The sequence below is a fragment of the Streptomyces sp. LMG1-1-1.1 genome, assembly GCF_040815545.1.
In the GTDB taxonomy this organism is placed as follows: Bacteria; Actinomycetota; Actinomycetes; order Streptomycetales; family Streptomycetaceae; genus Streptomyces.
In genome coordinates, this window is the sequence record NZ_JBFPNH010000015.1 from 162,641 (window position 1) to 180,993 (window position 18,353).

Consider the following 18,353-nt stretch of genomic DNA (forward strand, 5'->3'; position numbering starts at 1 on the left):
ACGAGAGGTCTCGTACAATGGGCGTCATCCCGGATGAAGTGGAGCCGCCGCCGTGACGACCACGACCAGCCCCCGCGCCCTAGAGCACCCCGAGCGCGACCAGATCCGCCTCGAAGTGGTGCTGCACGCGCTCGCGGACCCGGTGCGCCTGCGGATCGTGCGGGACATGGCGCGCGAGGGCACCGAGCTGAGCTGCTCGTACTTCGACCTCCCGGTGACCAAGTCGACGACCACGCACCACTTCCGGGTGCTGCGCGAGAGCGGCGTGATCCGGCAGATGTACCGCGGCACGGCCAAACTCAACGCCCTGCGCACCGACGATCTGGACACCCTCTTCCCCGGCCTCCTGGACGCCGTCCTCGCGGCGATCGGCGCCCAGGCCGGGCGCGACGACGAGAGCGGACACGGGGGTGAGGTCGGGGCGGCGTGACGCCCGCGCCGCACCCGTCCCCGGCGGTCCGTCCGGTGGCCGCGCCGCGCCCCGTCCGGGCAGTCCCTGCGATGCCCGCGCCGCGCCCCGTCCGGGCAGTCCCTGCGATGCCCGCGCCGCGCCCGTCCCCGGCGGTTCCTACAGTGACCGCATCCGGTTGATCTCCGAGGTCTGCTGGGCGATCACGTCGTTGGCCATCTCCTCCACGAGGACGTTGTTGCCGTCGCTCAGGACCTCGGCCGCCATCGTCACGGCGCCCTCGTGATGCGTGATCATGAGCTTCAGGAACAGGTCGTCGAAGGCCTTGCCCTTCGCGTTCCTCAGCTCCGTCAGCTGGGCCTCGGTCGCCATGCCCGGCATCGAGTGATGGTCGTGGCCGCTCTGCGGGCGCGGCCCGCCGTTGTTCTTCAGCCACCCCTCCATCGCGCCGATCTCCGGCTGCTGAGCCGCCGCGATCCGCTCGGCCACCTTCTTGACCTGGGGGGAATCGGCCCGCTGCGGGGCGAGGGCCGTCATCGTCAGCGCCTGCCGGTGGTGGGCGATCATCATCTGCGCATAGCGGAAGTCCGCGCTGTTCGGACGGTCGTCGGGCAGCAGTCGGGCGGCCTCCTCGGGGGATATCCGCCGGGCCGGTTCGCCGGGCTTGCCCGGCGCCACCACCGAGGTGCCCGAGGAGTCCCTGGCCTGTGGCGCGGCCGAATCGGACCCCGACTCGCAGGCGGTCAGGGCGAGTACGACGGCGGACAGGGTCACGGCGGCGACGACATGCTGACGGCGGATCAACAACACGACCTCCAGCTGTTCTTGCGGGGAGACGGACCGTTCCTAGCACTTTTCTCCGGACGGCCGATCAGAAACCTTCATGACGTCTGTGTTGCCATCTGTTGATATGTGCATGGCAGGGCGGATACTGCCGGGGTCCAGCACCCGTTCAATGCCGAACGGCTACAAGGGAGGACAGAGTGACTTCGTTGCGTACTTCGCGTACCGCGCCAGACACACGAAACCCTCGTGCACGGATCAGACACCTGGGCGTGGCATCCGCCGCGGCCGGACTCCTCGCCACACTGCTGGCGGTCAGCCCCGCGGCCGCCACGCCCGACCCCGGAGACGCGCCGGTCCAGGGCACCGTCTCCTCGGAGCAGGCGGCCGACGCGCGTGCCGCCATCCAGAGCGGAGAGATACCCGGCGTGGACGAGATCGTCCACAGCCCGAACGTCGAGCACCTCGCCAACATCCCCAAGGACGCCCTCAAGGGCATCAACTCGGACCTCGCCTTCCAGGGCACGTACGCGTTCGCCGGCAACTACGACGGCTTCCGGATCTTCGACATCAGCAACCCCAAGGCCCCGAAGACCGTCGCCCAGGTCCTCTGCCCGGGCTCCCAGAACGACATCTCGGTCTCCGGGAACCTCCTCTTCCTGTCCACGGACTCCTCCCGCAGCGACGACTCCTGCGCCAGCACCACGCAGCCCGCCTCGGTCAAGGAGTCCTGGGAGGGCATGAAGATCTTCGACATCAGCGACATCGCCAACCCGAGGTACGTCGCCGCCGTCGAGACCAACTGCGGCTCGCACACCCACACGCTGGTGCCGAAGCGCAAGGACGTCTACGTCTACGTCTCGTCGTACTCGCCCAACGCCGCCTTCCCGGACTGCCAGCCCCCGCACGACGGCATCTCGGTCATCAAGGTGCCCCGCAAGGCGCCCGAGCAGGCGGCCGTGGTCAACTTCCCCGTCCTCTTCCCGGGCGAGGGCCCGGACGGCGGCGGCAACCCGGGCGGTCCCACCAACCCGGGCGTCTCCAAGACCACCGGCTGCCACGACATCACCGTGCTCCCCGACAAGGACCTCGCGGCCGGCGCGTGCATGGGTGACGGCCTCCTCTTCGACATCGAGGACCCCGAGCACCCGCGCGTGATCGACCGCGTCCAGGACAACGTGAACTTCGCGTTCTGGCACTCCGCGACCTTCAACCAGAAGGCCGACAAGGTCGTCTTCACCGACGAACTCGGCGGCGGCGGCGCGGCCACCTGCAACGCCGTGGTCGGCCCGAACCGCGGTGCCGACGGCATCTACGACATCGTCGGCAAGGGCAAGAACCGCAAGCTCGTCTTCCGCAGCTACTTCAAGATCCCGCGCCACCAGGCCGACACCGAGAACTGCGTCGCCCACAACGGCTCGCTGATCCCGGTCAAGGGCAAGGACCTCATGGTCCAGGCCTGGTACCAGGGCGGCATCTCCGTCTGGGACTTCACCGACTCGGCCAAGCCGAAGGAGATCGCCTTCTTCGAGCGCGGTCCGGTCTCCGCGACCACGATCACCGCGGGTGGCTCCTGGTCCGCGTACTACTACAACGGCCACATCTACTCGAACGACATGGCCAAGGGCTTCGACGTCCTGAAGCTCTCCGACCCCCGTACCGACCCCGCGCGGCGCATCCGGATGGACGAGCTCAACGTCCAGACGCAGCCGGACTACTTCGACTTCGACGACTGAAGCGGATCGTGACGGCCGACTGACACGCCGGTCGTCCGCGTGCCGCCGGGCGGGCCTCCGTCCGGCGGCACCCCCATGTCCCAGTCGAGGCCGTAGCGGTGGAACAGCTCGGCGCGCAACCGCGCGAGGGGCATCGGAGCCCCCGGCAGCAGCACCGCGACCACCGTGCCCATCAACAGGGCGCGCAGCAGCGGGTAGTCCGTGTCCACGTCCTGAGAGCCGTACCGGATGACCGTGTCCCGCAGCAGGAAGGCGAGGCGCTGCTGCTCCTGGCACTGCACGAAGCCCTCGGCCTGGAGGATGCCCGCCATGTGCGTGCGCATCAGCGTCGGGCGCGACGTCGTGAGCCCCAGGATCGCGTCGATCGCCCGGGCCAGCCGCTCCCGCCCGTCCTCCGTGCGCGGCTCGCGCTCCAGGCCCTCCTCCAGGGTGAGGTGCATCAGCCGGTGCACCGCCGACTGGAGGAGCTCGCGCTTGCCGGGGAAGTAGTACGAGATCAGCCCGCGCGCCGTGCCGGCCCGCTCCGCGATGTCGCCGAGCGTGGTCGACTCGTAGCCGTTCGTGTCGACCAGGTCCACGGTGGCCTGCAGAATCCGCTCCCGCGACCTGCGCCGGAGCTCTTCATTGACCGATGGGCTACGCGGGGACATGCTGGGCTCCTGCGTTGACTGGCTGCCAGCCAATATACTCGGCGCATCCGGTCGGCATGCCTGCGTGGCGGGCCGTCCGGGCTGCCGCTTGTTCTGGGCGACACGGGGGATCGTCCAGAACAGGCGGCTTCATCACTTTTCTCCCCTTCTGCGTCCCGGTGCGTCCCCGCCGGACGGCCCGCGCGCGGGCCGTCGCGGCCGCCGTTCGCTCCACCGGTACGTCAGCACCGCCACGCACACGCAGCACCAGCCGATGAGCCACCCCCCGAGGACGTCCGAGGGCCAGTGCACGCCCAGGTAGACGCGGGTCCACCCGACGCCGATCACCGAGACCGCCGCCGCACCCGCGAGCGTGCCCCAGCCGCGCCGGTCCTCCCGCCAGCGGACCGCGAGCACCCAGAGCACCAGCCCGCAGGTCACCGTCGCCGTCATCGCGTGCCCGGACGGGAAGGCCGCGTACCGCGCCGAGTCGACCGGGTCGGTCCACTGCGGACGGTCCCGGCCCACCAGTGACTTCAGCGCCTGCTGGAGACCGGCCGCCAGCAGCGTCGTCCCGGCCACCCACAGGGCCGCCCGCCGCTCCCGCCGCCACCACAGCAGCCCCGCCGTGGCGGCCGCCAGGGCGCGCATCGTCCACGGGTCCCACGGCCAGTCGCTGAGCACCCGGTTGACGTGGGTGAACCCGGGGTGGGCCAGGGCGTTGCGGTGGAGCGCCTCGGCGATCGACCGGTCGAGGGCCAGCAGCGGCGACCACCCGACGGCGACGAGCACGAGGAGCAGGACGGCCAGGACCCCGGAGACCAGGGCGGAGGTGCGCATGCGCCGATCCTGCCCGACGAACCCTCCCGTGTGACCGTCCGTGCGCCCCCCGCGCGCCGCCATCCGTCGAGGTGCCGGCGCCGCCAGCCGGGTGGGACTTTCCGTACGGGGGCGAGGGGGTGTCTTGCCGATCACGCCGAGCTCGCGGGGCCTGATCGACAGGACACCTCCTATCCGAGCGCGCTGAGCGCCGGGACGAAGGCGACGAGCACCGGGACGACGGGGACGAGCGAGGCGGCGGCCGTCAGGCGCAGCCGGCGGCCGGCCGTGAGGCGGGGGGCGGCGGTCAGGAGCCGGTTCACCCGCTGAGGGAGATCCGCCTCCGGGGTGGAGCCGGGGCCGAACACTCCGCGGTCCTCGTTGAGTTCGACGAGGGCGAGGGCGATCGTCAGGCGGCCGAACCGGCGCGAGGCGACGTCGTCGGCGGCCAGCTCCACCAGGCGGTGCATCTCCTCGCGGAACGCGGTGAAGACCGGGACCCCGGGGAACCCGCCGGCCAGCGCCGCGGAGCAGTTCAGCAGCCAGTCGTGCCGGGCCCGGGCGTGCCCCTGCTCGTGGGCGAGGACCGCGTCCAACTGCCGGCCCTTCAACCGCCGCAGCGCCGCTGTGGTGATGACCAGCCGGGGCGTGGTGCCCGCCATCCACCAGGCGTCCGTACGCTCGCCCTCCAGGACGACGAGGCGCTCGCTGCCCGGCCGCTCCCCGGGCAGCAGGGGCGAGCGGACGAGGAGATCGCGGCGGTGCTGCCTGCGCCGGGCGCGGGCGGCGCCGATCTCGCGCCCCAGCATCGCCCCCGACCACACCCCGCCCGCCGCCAGGACGACCGCGAGCACGGCGGACCAAGGCCCGTTCGTGCCGAGTTCGTACGCGTCGACCACCGCGCGCGGCGCGGGCGCGAAGAGCTGCCCGCGTACGGCCTGCCAGGCGGTCGAGGCGCTGAGCGTCATGGAGAGCGCGAAGCTCAGGAGCACCCCGGCGACCACGCACTGCCACACCCACAGGGCCACCACGGGTTCTCGCTCCACCCAGTCGGCCCGGGACAGCAGCCGCGGGGCCGCGAGGGCGGTCAGGAGGCCGAGCAGGAGCAGCGCCAGGGAGACCCACATGGTGCCAGCCTATGAGCGCGGTACGGGTCGGGGGTATGGGCGCGGAGGCCAAGTGACGTACGCCACGGTTTCGTTGCGTACGACGGCCGGCGGGGCCGCTCCCCGGAGCTCACAGCGTCACGAGCATGGCCAGCATGCCGAGGGCCATCGCCAGCCGGCACGCGAGCGCCAGCTCCGGCCGGGCCGCCCAGGCCGGTCCCGGGCCCGCGGCGGCCGCCGCCACCGGGACGAGCCGCGTCCCCGCGCGCAGCACGTAGGCGACGTAGTAGAGGAGCAGGACGCCCGTGAGGACGGGTATGCCGCCGGCCGGGCCCGTCACGGCCGCCGTGTGCCCCGCGTGCGCCCCCGAGGGGCCCGGGGCCGCCATCGCCACCGCCATGTAGAGCATCGCGAGCGAGCCGATCAGATGGTGCAGATGATGGCCGCCGCGCCGGAGCGCCGTGAGGGCGTGCAGCGTCGCCCCGCCGAACACCGCCGCGTACACCGTCCAGCTCCAGCCGGGCGGAGTGAGGACGGCGGCGGGCAGCGCCATGACCGCCATCCCGAGGCCCATGACCGCCTCTCCGCCGGCGGCCCGCCGCTCCGCCCCGCCGGACGCGCGCATCCGCAGCAGGCAGGCCAGGCCCGTCGCCGCGCAGAGCGCGCACAGCAGCCACCCGGACAGAGCCGGTCCGTGCACGGCACACCTCCCCCTCGACGCCGTCCCGTCCGGGAAGGCATGCCCGCCTCCCGCGCCCCACACGCGGGCGCACGGGCGCGCACGGATGTACGAGGGGGGAGTGGGAGGCGCGCGCGTTAGGCTCGGGACGATCGCTCTTCGATCGCGCACGCCCGACGCCCGACGCCCGACGCGCACGCCGATCGTCGGCGTACGCATCGTCAGCGCCCGAAGGGAACCCCGCGCGTATGGACACCGTCACGTCCCAGGAGACCGGCCGGATCAGCTATCGGGAGGCGGTGCTCGACGACGTCCCCGTACTGGTGCCGCTCGTCGAGTCGGCCTACCGGGGCGACTCCAGCCGCGGCGGGTGGACCACGGAGGCGGACATCCTGCAGGGGCAGCGCACCGACCCCGAGGGCGTCGCCGCCGTCATCACCGCCCCCGGCAGCCGGCTGATGGTCGTGGAGCGCGACGGCGGCGTCATCGCCTGCTGCCAGCTGGAGCACCGCGGCGAGGCCGCCTACTTCGGCATGTTCGCGGTCCGGCCGGAGCTCCAGGGCGGCGGCCTCGGCAAGCAGATCATCGCGGAGGCCGAGCGCCGGGCGCGCGAGCTGTGGGACGTGAGCGAGATGCAGATGACGGTGATCTCCGTTCGCGAGGAGCTCATCGCCTGGTACGAGCGGCGCGGCTACCGGCGGACGGGGCGGACGACCCCGTTCCCGTACGGCGACGAGCGCTTCGGCGTGCCCCAGCGCGACGACCTGGAGTTCGAGCTGCTGGTGAAGCCGCTGAACTGATCCGTCCGGCGGAAGATTCGATTCCTCCCCTGTCGACAGGAAAAACTTCGGTCGCCAGGGGGGTAGCGCAGGATAATTTCCCTTGCCCCCCTTGTGGTGAAGAACCGTCGATGGTTACGGTGTCTGCACGCGAGGTTCTCCTGTGGAGGAAGAGGCATGACGGAAATTCTTGTGCAGGACGTGACCGGTGGGGGCATAGCCACCGACGCCCGGGTGATCGACGACCCGGCCTGGACCGAGCTCAAGAATGCAGTGGAGGAGTTCCGCGTCTGGCAGAGCGCGGACGGTTCCATCGACTTCGGAGCCGAGGGCGCGCCCTCCCGCTCCCTCGTCGAACTGACCGTCGACCGCCTCGTCACCGCGGTCGAGCAGCTCTCCCCGCTGGTCCCGCACGACGCCGCGTACCACCGCGCGCTCGTCTCCGACCTGCGCAAGTGGGTCGAGAGCGGCTTCACCGTGCCGGACTTCCTGGACTCCCTCATGGAGTTCCACCCGGCCGCCGGACGCGCCGACGGGCTGCAGCACCTCGTGCTCTTCCCGATGTACACGCAGAACGGAAACCCGGACCGCAACTTCGAGGCCGTCGTGCTGCGCATGGTCTGGCCGGAGTGGCTCTCCGAGCTGGAGCGCACCCGCTACGACAACCCGGGCTTCTGCGGCATCACCTTCGAGGACTTCACCGCCGGGTACGACACCAACTCGGCCGTCCTCTTCCCGGAGACCGTCGCCGTCCGCGAGGTCCCCGAGCGCTTCACCTGGGGCGGCATCTTCTGCGACCGCGAGGCCGCGCGCTTCCGCAAGGTCACCGAGGCCGCCGTCGACACCCTCGGCGTCAAGCTGCCCGAGGACATCGCCGTCATGCTCGGCGACCAGCAGCGCTGCCAGCAGGCCTTCGCGCTCTGGGACCTGGTCCACGACCGCGCCCACAGCCGCGGCGACCTGCCCTTCGACCCCTTCATGATCAAGCAGCGCCAGCCGTTCTGGATGTACGGCCTGGAGGAGCTCCGCTGCGACCTCACCGCCTTCAAGGAGGCCGTGAAGCTGGAGGCCGAGGGCAACGCGCACGGCCGTGACGTGCAGTACGCGGTCCTCTTCGACCGCATGTTCCGCTTCCCGCTCACCGGCGACCGCAACCGCAACTACGACGGTCTCGGCGGCCAGCTCCTCTTCGCGTACCTCCACAAGAACGACGTGGTGCGCTGGACGGACAACATCCTCACCATCGACTGGGAGCGGGCGCCCGAGGTCACCAACGGCCTCTGCTCCGAGATCGAGACCCTGTACCGCGAGGGCATCGACCGCCCGAAGCTGGTCCACTGGTTCAAGGCGTACGAGTTCGTCTCCGCCTACCTGGCCCCGCACCCGGGTTCCAAGTGGGCCAAGGGTCCCGACGCCCTGGACCTCTCCCTCCCGCCGCGCAAGCTGGTCGACGACGTGCTTCCGGACGAGTTTCCGCTCAGCATGTTCTTTGAGGCCCTCTCCAAGAAGCTGAAGGGCGTGATCGCCGACACCAAGGGGATCACCGCCGCCGACGTCCCGAGCACCGAGCGGGCCGCCGCGTGAGCGACCTCACCGAACACACGGAGGAGACGTCGCCCATGAACGCCAACGGAAACGGCGGGCCGCTCGACGGCGCCGTCATCGCGGTCGCCGGCGCGGCCGGCCCCGCGGGCCGCGCGGCGCTGATCCGCCTCGCCGAGGCGGGCGCGACCGTCGTCGGCTCCGACGCCGACCCGGCACGTCTCGCCGAGGCCGTCGACGCCGCCCGCTACGCCCACGGCGGCGCCAAGGTCATCGGCGACACGGTCGACCTCCTCGACCTGGACGCCACCCGCGACTGGGCGGCGAAGACCGAGAAGGAATTCGGCCGCATCGACGGCCTGGTCCACCTCGTCGGCGGCTGGCGCGGCAGCGCCTCCTTCACCGAGACCGACCTCGGCGACTGGGACTTCCTGGAGAAGCTCCTGATCCGCACGGTCCAGCACACCTCGCTGGCCTTCCACGACGGGCTGCTGCGCGCCGGCGGCCGCGGCCGCTACGCGCTGATCAGCCAGGTCGGCGCGCACAAGCCGCTCGCCAACAACGCCGCGTACAACGCCGGCAAGGCGGCCGCCGAGGCCTGGACCCTCGCGATGGCGGACTCGTTCCGCAAGCTGGGGGGCGACGACGGCCCGCAGGCGGCTGCTGCGATCCTGGTGATCAAGGCATTGGTGCACGACGCCATGCGCGCCGAACGCCCCAACGCGAAGTTCGCGGGCTTCACCGACGTCAAGGATCTGGCCGACGAGATCGCCGGCCTGTGGGACAGGCCCGCCCAGGAAGTGAATGGACAGCGTCTGTGGCTGACCCCCAAGCCGTGACAGCGGCCCTCGGCCCCAGGACCGACGCACGTCGGCACCACGACCCGTCGGTCCGGGGCTTCGCCAGCGACAACTACGCCGGCGCCCACCCCGAGGTACTCGCCGCCCTCGCCCTCGCCAACGACGGCCACCAGGTCGCCTACGGCGAGGACCAGTACACCGAGCACCTCCAGCGGATCATGCACAGCCACTTCGGTCCCACCGCCGAGGCCTTCCCGGTCTTCAACGGCACCGGGGCCAACGTGACCGCCCTCCAGGCGCTCACCGACCGCTGGGGCGCCGTGATCTGCGCCGAGTCCGCGCACATCAACGTGGACGAGGGCGGCGCGCCCGAGCGGATGGGCGGCCTCAAGCTGCTCACCGTGCCCACCCCGGACGGCAAGCTCACCCCCGAGCTGATCGACCGGCAGGCCTGGGGCTGGGAGGACGAGCACCGCGCGATGCCGCAGGTCGTCTCGATCACCCAGAACACCGAGCTGGGCACCGTCTACACGGTCGAGGAGATCCGCGCGATCGTCGAGCACGCCCACTCCAAGGGCATGAAGGTGCACCTCGACGGCGCCCGGATAGCCAACGCGGCCGCGTCGCTCGACGTGCCGATGCGCGCGTTCACCAACGCCGTGGGCGTGGACGTGATCTCGTACGGTGGCACGAAGAACGGCATGCTCTTCGGCGAGGCCGTCGTCGTCCTCAACCCCGACGCGGTCAGCCACATGAAGCACCTGCGCAAGCTGTCCATGCAGCTCGCGTCGAAGATGCGCTTCGTGTCGGTGCAGCTGGAGGCGCTCCTCGCGAAGGACCTCTGGCTGCGCAACGCCCGCCACGCCAACGCGATGGCCCAGCGCCTCGCGGCCGGGGTGCGCGAGGTCGACGGCGTGGAGATCCTCTACCCGGTGCAGGCCAACGCGGTCTTCGCCCGCCTCCCGCACGAGGTGACGAGGCGGCTGCAGGAACGCTTCCGCTTCTACTTCTGGGACGAGTCGGCCGGTGACGTCCGCTGGATGTGCGCCTTCGACACCACGGAGGACGACGTCGACGCCTTCCTCCAGGCCCTGAAGGAAGAGCTGGCCCGGTAACCCGAGTCAATGTATGAATATACGGCCGGATGGAAAGTCATTGACTCCATCCGGCCGTTTTCATAGGGTCGTCCCGCATGGAACTCATCCAGCAGGACCCCGACATCACGGCGTACCTCGCCGCGAGCGAGTCCGTCGACCACGACCACCCGCTGGTCCGGAGCGTGGCCGCCCGGATCTCCGGCGACCACCCCGACGCCTACGGATACGCCGAGGCCGCCTTCACGTTCGTACGCGACACCATCCCGCACTCCGCCGACTCCGGGGACCTCCGCGTCACCTGGCGCGCCTCCGACGTCCTGGAGCAGCGCACCGGCATCTGCTACGCCAAGTCGATCGCGTACGCCGCGCTCCTGCGGGCCCGGGGTATCCCGGCGGCCCTCTGCTACCAGCGGCTCGTCGAGGACGACGGCTCCGCCCCGGCCGTGCACGGCCTCGTCGCCGTCCTGCTGCCGGGCGAGGACGCCTGGGCCCGCCAGGACGCGCGGGGCAACAAGCCGGGCGTCGACGCCCGGTTCTCGCTGGGGGAGGAACGGCTCGCCTGGACCGTACGGCCGGAGCTCGGCGAGGTGGACTACCCGGAACTCCACCCCGAACCGCACCCGGCCGTCCTGGACGTGCTGAAGGCCGCCGAGGACCGCCCGCACCTCTGGCGGACCCTCCCGACGAAGCTCTGACCCGGCCCCGCGGAGCTCCGACCGACCCGGGGTGCCTCTCCCGGCCCGGCGGGAAACGGGCCTCGGGGGCCCTTCCTACTTCTCCGCGGCCTTGACCTGCTCCGGCGTCGGAGCCGTACCGCCGAGGTGGGCGGGGATCCACCAGGTGTCGCTCGCGTCCTTGGAACGGACCGGGTAGGCGCGCTGGGCGGCTTCCAGGAGCTCCTGGACGCGCTCGCGCAGCCGCCGGGTGATGGCACCGGCGTACTGGTCGGAGGGGGCATCGAGGGGCTCGCCGACCCGGATGGTGACGGGGATGTGGCTGCGCTTGAAGTTCCGCGGCTGGCCCTTGGTCCACAGCCGCTGGGTGCCCCACAGCGCCATCGGGATCAGCGGTACGCCCGCCTCCTGCGCGAGCCGCGCCGCGCCCGTCTTGAAGCCCTTGAGCGTGAACGACTGGGAGATGGTGGCCTCGGGGAAGACGCCGACGATCTCGCCGGCCCGGAGGGACTCGAGGGCGTGCTGGTAGGCGTGCTCGCCCTGCGAGCGGTCGACGGGGATGTGCTTCATGCCGCGCATGAGGGGGCCCGAGACCTTGTGCCGGAAGACGGAGTCCTTCGCCATGAAGCGGACCAGGCGCTTCTGCGGCAGGGCCGCGAGGCCGGTGAAGATGAAGTCCAGGTAGCTGATGTGATTGCTCACGAGCACGGCACCTCCCGCCCGGGGGATGTGCTCCGAACCCTGGGTGTCGATCTTCAGGTCGAGCGCCTTGAACAGGGTGAGCGCGGCGCCGACGACCGGTCGATAGACGAGTTCTGCCATCGGAGAAAAACCTCTTCTTCGTGTGCCCGGAGCGGGTTCTCCCGGCGAAGTTACGCGGCCGTAGGTTTTCGGCTTTGGGCAGATCGTGCCCCATGTGGGGCCCCGTGACCAGTCCAGGCGGCTTCGTACAGGGAGATTCTCGTCACTCGCGGTGGCCGTGGCGGGAATCGAACGCTCGCGTGCGAGGCTGCACCGGAAGACAGGGACGGAAGGGAAGAACGATGGGCGAGATCCTGGGGTCGGACGTGCTCGGTGCCGAACTGGGGGAGCGGGCCACGCTCGTCCAGTTCTCGACCGCCTTCTGCCAGCCCTGCCGGGCGACCCGCCGCACCCTCGCCGAGGTCGCCGCGATGGTGCCCGGCGTGGGGCACGTGGAGATCGACGCGGAGGAGCGGCTCGACCTCGTCCGCGCCCTGGACATCGCACGGACCCCCACCGTGCTCGTCCTCGACGCGACCGGCCGGGTCGTCCGGCGGGCCTCCGGCCAGCCCCGCCGAGTGGACGTCATCGCCGCGCTGGGCCAAGCGGTCTGACGCCGCGCCACACCGCGCGGGACGCGCGGGTACGCCCTCTCGGGACGCATTCGCGCGCATCGCGCGACGCGCCCGGCATGCCTCATTCGGCGCGGTGATGCTTCTCCCATATTGCGGTACGCACTTGACTGCACCCGGCAACGATCGTCACCCTGACGGAGTGCCCATAGAACTCCTTCTCTACGGCCGCGTCCACGTGGACCTGGCCCGCACCGCGAGTGCGCGCTGTCCGGGTGTCTGACCACCCCAGGACTTCCCTCATGCCGCCCTCGCAGAAGGACAATTCCATGACGGTTTCGCCCGAGCTCCGCTCCGTTCCCACGATCGGCGCACCCCGGCAGGCCTCTTCCGATCTGCTGCGCTCCGTCTTCCGCAGGCACGCCGCCGGTGTGGCGGTGATCACCGCGCACGGCGAGCGCCCCGTCGGCTTCACCGCGACCTCGCTCAACTCGGTCGCCGCCGAGCCCCCGCTGGTCTCCTTCGGCGTGGGGACCTCGTCCTCCAGCTGGCCCGTGGTCTCCGAAGCCGAGTTCATCGGCGTGCACATACTCGGCGAGCACCAGCAGGAGCTCGCCTCCACCTTCGCCCGCAGCGGCGCCGACCGCTTCGGCGGGGAGACCCGCTGGAGCATCGGCCCCGAGGGCGTGCCGGTGCTCGACGGCGTCCTCGCCTGGCTGGTGTGCCGTGTCGTGGCCCGGGTGCCGGCCGGCGACCACCGGATCGTGATCGCGCAGGCGGTGGCAGGTGACCCCGACGGCGCGGGCCGTCCGCTGCTGTACCACCACGGCCGCTTCAACGCGCTGCGCGACTGAGAGTTCCCGTACGCGCCGCTCTCCGCGCGTCGGGCAGATCACACGCCTGAGCGCTTGCTCACTGGTCACGGACTGGGTGTACTGACGAGTAATATTCCGGTCGGGGCGTGCGGCGCCCCGACCGGAAACCCGCCCTTCAGGCGCCTATGCTGCGAGCAACAAGGCAGCCCAGTTATCACGATGCAGTAGGAGAGCCGGCGTGAGCTTGAGGATCGTTGTCTGTGTGAAGTACGTGCCCGACGCCACCGGCGACCGGCACTTCGCCGATGACCTGACCGTCGACCGCGACGACGTCGACGGCCTGCTGTCGGAGCTCGACGAGTACGCGGTCGAGCAGGCGCTGCAGATCGCCGAGGAGGCGGACGACGCCGAGGTCACCGTGATCACGGTCGGCCCCGAGGACGCCAAGGACGCGCTGCGCAAGGCGCTCTCGATGGGCGCCGACAAGGCCGTCCACGTCGAGGACGACGACCTGCACGGCTCCGACGTCATGGGCACCTCCCTCGTGCTCGCCAAGGCGATCGAGAAGACCGGCTACGACGTCGTCATCGCCGGCATGGCCTCCACCGACGGCACCATGGGTGTCCTCCCGGCCATCCTCGCCGAGCGCCTGGGCGTCCCGCAGGTCACGCTGCTCTCCGAGGTCTCCATCGAGGACGGCGTCGTGAAGGGCCGCCGTGACGGCGACACCGCCTCGGAGCAGCTGGAGGCGTCGCTGCCGGCCGTCGTGTCCGTGACCGACCAGTCGGGCGAGGCGCGCTACCCGTCCTTCAAGGGCATCATGGCCGCCAAGAAGAAGCCGGTGGAGTCCCTGGAGCTGGACGACCTGGACATCGACGCGGACGAGGTCGGCCTGGCCGGCGCCTGGACCGCCGTCGACTCCGCCGCCGAGCGTCCGGCGCGCACCGCGGGCACGATCGTCAAGGACGAGGGCGAGGGCGGCAAGCAGCTGGCCGAGTTCCTCGCGAGCCAGAAGTTCATCTAGTTGCCGGGGATCCGGGGGTCGTCCCCGGGTCAACGCAGCATCGAAGGCTCGCGCGAGCCCCTCAGACCGCCCCTTTCGTTCGCAGGAGATTGAAGTCCCATGGCTGAGATTCTCGTCTACGTCGACCACGTCGACGGAGCCGTCCGCAAGCCCACCCTGGAGCTGCTGACGCTCGCCCGCCGCCTCGGCGACCCGGTCGCCGTCGCCCTCGGCAACGGCGCCGCCGACACCGCCGCCGCGCTCGCCGAGCACGGCGCGGTGAAGGTCCTCACGGCCGACGCCCCCGAGTTCGCCGAGTACCTCGTCGTCCCGAAGGTCGAGGCCCTCCAGGCCGCCTACGAGGCCGTGTCCCCGGCCGCCGTGCTCGTCCCGTCCTCCGCCGAGAACAAGGAGATCGCGGCCCGCCTCGCGGTCCGCATCGGCTCCGGCATCATCACCGACGCCGTGGACCTGGAGGCCGGTGACGAGGGCCCGGTCGCGACGCAGTCCGCGTTCGCCGCCTCCTTCTCCACCAAGTCCCGTGTCTCCAAGGGCACTCCGGTCATCACGGTCAAGCCGAACTCGGCTCCCGTCGAGGCCGCCCCGGCCGCCGGTGCCGTCGAGGCGCTGACCGTCTCCTTCTCGGAGAAGGCCCACGGCACCAAGGTCACCTCGCGCACCCCGCGCGAGTCGACCGGCCGCCCGGAGCTGACCGAGGCCGCGATCGTGGTCTCCGGCGGCCGCGGCGTCAACGGTGCCGAGAACTTCGCGATCATCGAGGCGCTGGCGGACTCGCTCGGTGCCGCCGTGGGCGCCTCGCGCGCCGCGGTCGACGCCGGCTGGTACCCGCACTCCAACCAGGTCGGCCAGACCGGCAAGTCGGTCTCGCCGCAGCTGTACATCGCCTCCGGCATCTCCGGCGCGATCCAGCACCGCGCGGGCATGCAGACCTCGAAGACGATCGTCGCGATCAACAAGGACGCTGAGGCGCCGATCTTCGACCTCGTCGACTACGGCGTGGTGGGCGACCTCTTCGACGTCGTCCCGCAGCTGACCGAAGAGGTCAAGACCCGCAAGGGCTGACCTGCGGTTCTCTTCGGCCCGGGGCCGCACGGCGATCTGTCGCCGTGCGGCCCCCGGTCGTTTCGGACAACCATTGACTCAGGTCCCGACGGCCTACTAACTTCGCTATACGGATTGTTGATTCCGTGAAGCGGAAAACAGGAGGATGCAGGATGGGTCAGCAGGAGAAGGTGTCGACGAGCCTCGCGGGCGCGGTCAGCGAGGGAATCAGCGCCTCCCTCGCCGCGGTGGACGCCGAGCTGGACCGCCGCTACCCGGGAGACCCCGGCACCCGCCAGCCCGTCCACACCGTCTACGTCCCCGGCAACGTCTTCGACGCCGGAACCATCCGCTCCTGGGGCGACCAGGCACTCGCCGCCCTCGACGAGCACGCCCCCGACGCCGCCTCCTTCGCCGCCGTCCTCGGCCTCGCCGACGACCTCGCCGAGGACGTCTACGGCCGCGTACGGGCCAAGCTGGAGCGCGAGCCGATCGAGGACCTCCGGGTCGACTTCGAGGACGGTTACGCCGGCCAGGACGAGGACCAGGACGCCGCCCGGGCCGCCCGGCTGATCGCGGAGGCGTACCGGAACGGCACGGCCGCCCCGTACATGGGCATCCGGATGAAGTGCATGGAGTCCGCCGTGCGCGACCGGGGCATCCGCACCACCGACGTCTTCCTCACCGGGCTCCTGGAGAACGGCGGCCTCCCCGACGGCCTCGTCCTCACCCTCCCCAAGGTGACCTACCCCGAGCAGGTCTCCGCCTTCGTCCGCCTCCTGGAGGCCTTCGAGAAGGCCCACGGCCTCGACGCCGGGCGCCTCGGCTTCGAGATCCAGATCGAGACCAGCCAGTCCATCCTGGCCACCGACGGCACCGCAGCCGTCGCCCGCATGATCGGCGCCGCCGAGGGCCGCGCCACCGGCCTGCACTACGGCACCTTCGACTACAGCGCCTGCCTCGGCGTCTCCGCCGCCTACCAGGCCAGCGACCACCCGGCCGCCGACCACGCCAAGGCGATCATGCAGGTCGCCGCCGCCGGCACCGGCGTGCGCGTCTCCGACGGCTCCACCAACGTCCTCCCCGTCGGCTCCACCGAGCACGTCCACGAGGCCTGGCGCCTGCACTACGGCCTCACCCGCCGCGCCCTCTCCCGCGCCTACTACCAGGGCTGGGACATGCACCCCGGCCACATCCCCACCCGCTACGCCGCCGTCTTCGCCTTCTACCGCGAGGGCTTCGAGGCCGCCGCCAAGCGCCTCTCCGCCTACGCCAACCACGCGGGCGGCGACGTCATGGACGAGCCCGCCACCGCCAAGGCCCTCAGCTCCTACCTCCTGCGCGGCATCGACTGCGGCGCCCTCGACACGGCCGAGGTCGACGCCCTCACCGGCATGAACCGCGCGGCCCTCGACCGCTTCGCCGCACCCCGACGCGGCGACCTCACCGCCTCCGCCGAGTAGGGACGAAGATCAGATAAGGGTCACGATCCAGCCAACTGCCCCGTACCCTGTACGAGTTCACGCGCGCTCGCGCACATGCTCGACAGGGGAACGGGGCAGCGGTGTCATCGGGGGAGAACGGGCGGCTCGCCGGCCGCTACAGAATCGTGCGCCAACTCGGGCGCGGAGGCATGGGAGTCGTCTGGAGGGCCGTCGACGAGGTCCTCGGCCGCGAGGTGGCCGTCAAGGAACTCCGTACGTACACGGACGCGGCGGCGCCCGAACTGGCCGACCTGCAGCTCCGGATGACGCGTGAGGCCCGCGCGGCCGCGCGGGTCCGCCACCCCGGGGTGGTCGCGGTCCACGACGTCACCGAACACGAGGGCCGGCCCGTCATCGTCATGGAACTCGTCGACGGGCCCTCCCTCGACGACGTCCTCGGCGAGCGCGGCACCGTCGACGCCGCCGAGGCCGCCCGGATCGGCGCCAGCGTCCTGGAGGCGCTGGCCGCCGCGCACGACGTCGGCGTGCTGCACCGGGACGTGAAGCCGGGCAACATCCTGCTCGACCGGTCGGGGCGGATCGTCCTCACCGACTTCGGCATCGCGACCATGGAGGACCCCGGGGACGGCTCCGCGACCCGCCTCACCCGCAGCGGCGAGATCGTCGGATCCCTGGACTTCCTCGCCCCGGAGCGCGCCCGCGGGCAGGACCCCGGCCCCGCCTCGGACGTCTGGGCCGTGGGTGCCACCCTGTACGCGGCGGTCGAGGGCACCTCGCCCTTCCGCCGTACGTCGACCTGGTCCACGCTCGCGGCCATCGTCACCGAACCCCTGCCGGAACCCCACCGCGCCGGACCCCTCGCCCCGGTCCTCCTCCGCCTCCTCGACAAGGACCCGGCCGCCCGCCCGACGGCCCGCGAGGCCGCCCGGCTCCTGTGCGCGGTGGCCGGCGCGCCGCCCGAGCGGGCGGAGCCCGTACAGGCGGAGCCCGTACAGGCGGAACCCGTACAGCAGGAGGCGGCCGCCGCCGCCGAAGTGCCGGTCGCCGGCTTCGGCGATCCGTACACGGGCCCCGTGGAGCCGTACCCGGGTGCGGGCGCCGCGCAGCCGTACCCGGGCGCGGGCCCGGTGGACCCGCATCCGGGTGCCGTCGTCGCGCAGACCCCGCACCCGGCCCCCGCACCCACCCCGCCGGCGGGCGTGGCCGCGCCCGGCGGGGCGTTCGGCCCGGCCGTGTCCGTCCCCGAGCCTGTACCGGCGCCCGGCACCGTGCCCTCCGGCGCTCCCGGAGCGGGACGGCGGGCCGCACGCCGCGCGGGGGCGAAGTCGCGCCGGGGAACGGTGCTGGTCGCCGCCTCCGTGGCCGCCGTCCTGCTGGCCGGCGGCGGGATCACGTACGCCCTCATGGACCACGGGACCGGTAACCAGGCGACCGGTGACACCCCGCGGGACGGCGGACGGGACTCGGCGGCCGGCGGGGACTCGGGGCGCGTGCTCGACCCCGGCACCAGCGGCACGCCCTCTCCGGGACAGTCGAGCGGCACCGCGTCGCCGTCCGCCGGGACGAGCCCCGGAGGGCCGTCGGCCCAGGGCGCGACGCCCGGCACGGACGCGGCGGCCGGCGGCGGCTCCGACCCGGGCGCGGCCTCCGGCGACGCTGCGG

19 protein-coding genes are annotated in these 18,353 nt (G+C 71.8%); 13 read left to right on the top strand and 6 right to left on the bottom strand.

Annotated elements, in window-relative coordinates; genetic code table 11:
* Positions 1 to 52 precede the first annotated feature (52 nt).
* The gene (locus MRBLMG1_RS07195) at positions 53 to 430 is read left to right on the top strand and encodes an ArsR/SmtB family transcription factor (RefSeq protein ID WP_367821862.1); all 378 of its coding nucleotides are present in this window, start codon (positions 53 to 55) and stop codon (positions 428 to 430) included.
* A gap of 138 nt (positions 431 to 568) precedes the next feature.
* Here MRBLMG1_RS07195 and MRBLMG1_RS07200 read toward each other — a convergent pair whose 3' ends face one another.
* Positions 569 to 1,216: a DUF305 domain-containing protein gene (locus MRBLMG1_RS07200; RefSeq protein WP_367821863.1), complete on the bottom strand. Its 648-nt coding sequence runs from the start codon at positions 1,214 to 1,216 to the stop codon at positions 569 to 571.
* A 176-nt stretch (positions 1,217 to 1,392) separates the two neighbouring features.
* On the opposite strand from MRBLMG1_RS07200, the gene MRBLMG1_RS07205 reads away from it, so the two are divergent.
* Entirely contained in the window at positions 1,393 to 2,928 is a 1,536-nt protein-coding gene (locus MRBLMG1_RS07205) for an LVIVD repeat-containing protein (protein ID WP_367821865.1), read from the top strand.
* Here the strand turns inward: MRBLMG1_RS07205 and MRBLMG1_RS07210 are convergent.
* The 4 genes from MRBLMG1_RS07210 to MRBLMG1_RS07225 form a co-directional block, all read right to left on the bottom strand.
* Positions 2,907 to 3,578 carry a TetR/AcrR family transcriptional regulator gene (locus MRBLMG1_RS07210; RefSeq protein ID WP_367821867.1) on the bottom strand — a complete coding sequence of 224 codons (672 nt, stop codon included), beginning with the start codon at positions 3,576 to 3,578 and terminating at the stop codon, positions 2,907 to 2,909. The two genes, MRBLMG1_RS07205 and MRBLMG1_RS07210, sit on opposite strands and share 22 nt — an antisense overlap.
* Positions 3,579 to 3,710: 132 nt before the next feature.
* Complete coding sequence (locus tag MRBLMG1_RS07215; RefSeq protein ID WP_367821868.1) at positions 3,711 to 4,397, bottom strand: phosphatase PAP2 family protein; 687 nt, start codon at positions 4,395 to 4,397, stop codon at positions 3,711 to 3,713.
* A 170-nt stretch (positions 4,398 to 4,567) separates the two neighbouring features.
* Complete coding sequence (locus tag MRBLMG1_RS07220) at positions 4,568 to 5,503, bottom strand: M56 family metallopeptidase (RefSeq protein WP_367821870.1); 936 nt, start codon at positions 5,501 to 5,503, stop codon at positions 4,568 to 4,570.
* A 109-nt stretch (positions 5,504 to 5,612) separates the two neighbouring features.
* Positions 5,613 to 6,182: a DUF5134 domain-containing protein gene (locus MRBLMG1_RS07225; protein WP_367821872.1), complete on the bottom strand. Its 570-nt coding sequence runs from the start codon at positions 6,180 to 6,182 to the stop codon at positions 5,613 to 5,615.
* 227 nt (positions 6,183 to 6,409) lie between these two features.
* Between MRBLMG1_RS07225 and MRBLMG1_RS07230 the strand changes: the two genes are divergently transcribed.
* From MRBLMG1_RS07230 to MRBLMG1_RS07250, 5 genes are all read left to right on the top strand, one after another.
* Positions 6,410 to 6,961 (top strand): GNAT family N-acetyltransferase, encoded by a 552-nt coding sequence (locus tag MRBLMG1_RS07230; RefSeq protein ID WP_367821873.1) that lies wholly within the window; start codon positions 6,410 to 6,412, stop codon positions 6,959 to 6,961.
* A gap of 156 nt (positions 6,962 to 7,117) precedes the next feature.
* A complete protein-coding gene (locus tag MRBLMG1_RS07235) occupies positions 7,118 to 8,524 on the top strand; it encodes a DUF6421 family protein (RefSeq protein ID WP_367821875.1) in 1,407 nt (468 codons plus the stop codon).
* Between the two features lie 35 nt (positions 8,525 to 8,559).
* The gene (locus MRBLMG1_RS07240) at positions 8,560 to 9,321 is read left to right on the top strand and encodes an SDR family NAD(P)-dependent oxidoreductase (protein ID WP_367821877.1); all 762 of its coding nucleotides are present in this window, start codon (positions 8,560 to 8,562) and stop codon (positions 9,319 to 9,321) included.
* Positions 9,318 to 10,397, top strand: coding sequence for a threonine aldolase family protein (locus tag MRBLMG1_RS07245; RefSeq protein ID WP_367821879.1), 1,080 nt, complete (start codon positions 9,318 to 9,320; stop codon positions 10,395 to 10,397). Before MRBLMG1_RS07240 ends, MRBLMG1_RS07245 begins: the two co-directional genes overlap by 4 nt.
* 77 nt (positions 10,398 to 10,474) lie before the next feature.
* The gene (locus tag MRBLMG1_RS07250; RefSeq protein ID WP_367821881.1) at positions 10,475 to 11,074 is read left to right on the top strand and encodes a transglutaminase-like domain-containing protein; all 600 of its coding nucleotides are present in this window, start codon (positions 10,475 to 10,477) and stop codon (positions 11,072 to 11,074) included.
* 75 nt (positions 11,075 to 11,149) lie between these two features.
* Here the strand turns inward: MRBLMG1_RS07250 and MRBLMG1_RS07255 are convergent, their stop codons facing one another.
* Entirely contained in the window at positions 11,150 to 11,875 is a 726-nt protein-coding gene (locus tag MRBLMG1_RS07255; RefSeq protein ID WP_367821882.1) for a lysophospholipid acyltransferase family protein, read from the bottom strand.
* A 221-nt stretch (positions 11,876 to 12,096) separates the two neighbouring features.
* Between MRBLMG1_RS07255 and MRBLMG1_RS07260 the strand changes: the two genes are divergently transcribed.
* From MRBLMG1_RS07260 to MRBLMG1_RS07285, 6 genes are all read left to right on the top strand, one after another.
* Entirely contained in the window at positions 12,097 to 12,408 is a 312-nt protein-coding gene (locus MRBLMG1_RS07260; RefSeq protein WP_367821883.1) for a TlpA family protein disulfide reductase, read from the top strand.
* Positions 12,409 to 12,695: 287 nt separating this feature from the next.
* Positions 12,696 to 13,220, top strand: a complete 525-nt coding sequence (locus MRBLMG1_RS07265; protein WP_367821885.1) for a flavin reductase family protein — start codon at positions 12,696 to 12,698, stop codon at positions 13,218 to 13,220.
* 199 nt (positions 13,221 to 13,419) lie between these two features.
* Positions 13,420 to 14,205 carry an electron transfer flavoprotein subunit beta/FixA family protein gene (locus MRBLMG1_RS07270; RefSeq protein ID WP_367821887.1) on the top strand — a complete coding sequence of 262 codons (786 nt, stop codon included), beginning with the start codon at positions 13,420 to 13,422 and terminating at the stop codon, positions 14,203 to 14,205.
* A gap of 99 nt (positions 14,206 to 14,304) precedes the next feature.
* Positions 14,305 to 15,267, top strand: coding sequence for an electron transfer flavoprotein subunit alpha/FixB family protein (locus MRBLMG1_RS07275; protein ID WP_367821889.1), 963 nt, complete (start codon positions 14,305 to 14,307; stop codon positions 15,265 to 15,267).
* A gap of 152 nt (positions 15,268 to 15,419) precedes the next feature.
* Positions 15,420 to 16,709, top strand: a complete 1,290-nt coding sequence (locus MRBLMG1_RS07280; RefSeq protein ID WP_367821891.1) for a DUF6986 family protein — start codon at positions 15,420 to 15,422, stop codon at positions 16,707 to 16,709.
* Positions 16,710 to 16,810: 101 nt separating this feature from the next.
* A partial coding sequence (locus tag MRBLMG1_RS07285; protein WP_414721504.1) for a protein kinase domain-containing protein occupies positions 16,811 to 18,353 on the top strand: 1,543 nt, incomplete at its 3' end.

Coding starts and splice junctions, on each gene's coding strand:
- MRBLMG1_RS07215 (WP_367821868.1), bottom strand. CDS start 4,397: ATGCGCACCTCCGCCCTGGTCTCCGGGGTCCTGGCCGTCCTGCTCCTC.
- MRBLMG1_RS07255 (WP_367821882.1), bottom strand. CDS start 11,875: ATGGCAGAACTCGTCTATCGACCGGTCGTCGGCGCCGCGCTCACCCTG.
- MRBLMG1_RS07230 (WP_367821873.1), top strand. CDS start 6,410: ATGGACACCGTCACGTCCCAGGAGACCGGCCGGATCAGCTATCGGGAG.
- MRBLMG1_RS07235 (WP_367821875.1), top strand. CDS start 7,118: ATGACGGAAATTCTTGTGCAGGACGTGACCGGTGGGGGCATAGCCACC.
- MRBLMG1_RS07220 (WP_367821870.1), bottom strand. CDS start 5,503: ATGTGGGTCTCCCTGGCGCTGCTCCTGCTCGGCCTCCTGACCGCCCTC.
- MRBLMG1_RS07250 (WP_367821881.1), top strand. CDS start 10,475: ATGGAACTCATCCAGCAGGACCCCGACATCACGGCGTACCTCGCCGCG.
- MRBLMG1_RS07280 (WP_367821891.1), top strand. CDS start 15,420: ATGGGTCAGCAGGAGAAGGTGTCGACGAGCCTCGCGGGCGCGGTCAGC.
- MRBLMG1_RS07275 (WP_367821889.1), top strand. CDS start 14,305: ATGGCTGAGATTCTCGTCTACGTCGACCACGTCGACGGAGCCGTCCGC.
- MRBLMG1_RS07265 (WP_367821885.1), top strand. CDS start 12,696: ATGACGGTTTCGCCCGAGCTCCGCTCCGTTCCCACGATCGGCGCACCC.
- MRBLMG1_RS07240 (WP_367821877.1), top strand. CDS start 8,560: ATGAACGCCAACGGAAACGGCGGGCCGCTCGACGGCGCCGTCATCGCG.
- MRBLMG1_RS07210 (WP_367821867.1), bottom strand. CDS start 3,578: ATGTCCCCGCGTAGCCCATCGGTCAATGAAGAGCTCCGGCGCAGGTCG.
- MRBLMG1_RS07260 (WP_367821883.1), top strand. CDS start 12,097: ATGGGCGAGATCCTGGGGTCGGACGTGCTCGGTGCCGAACTGGGGGAG.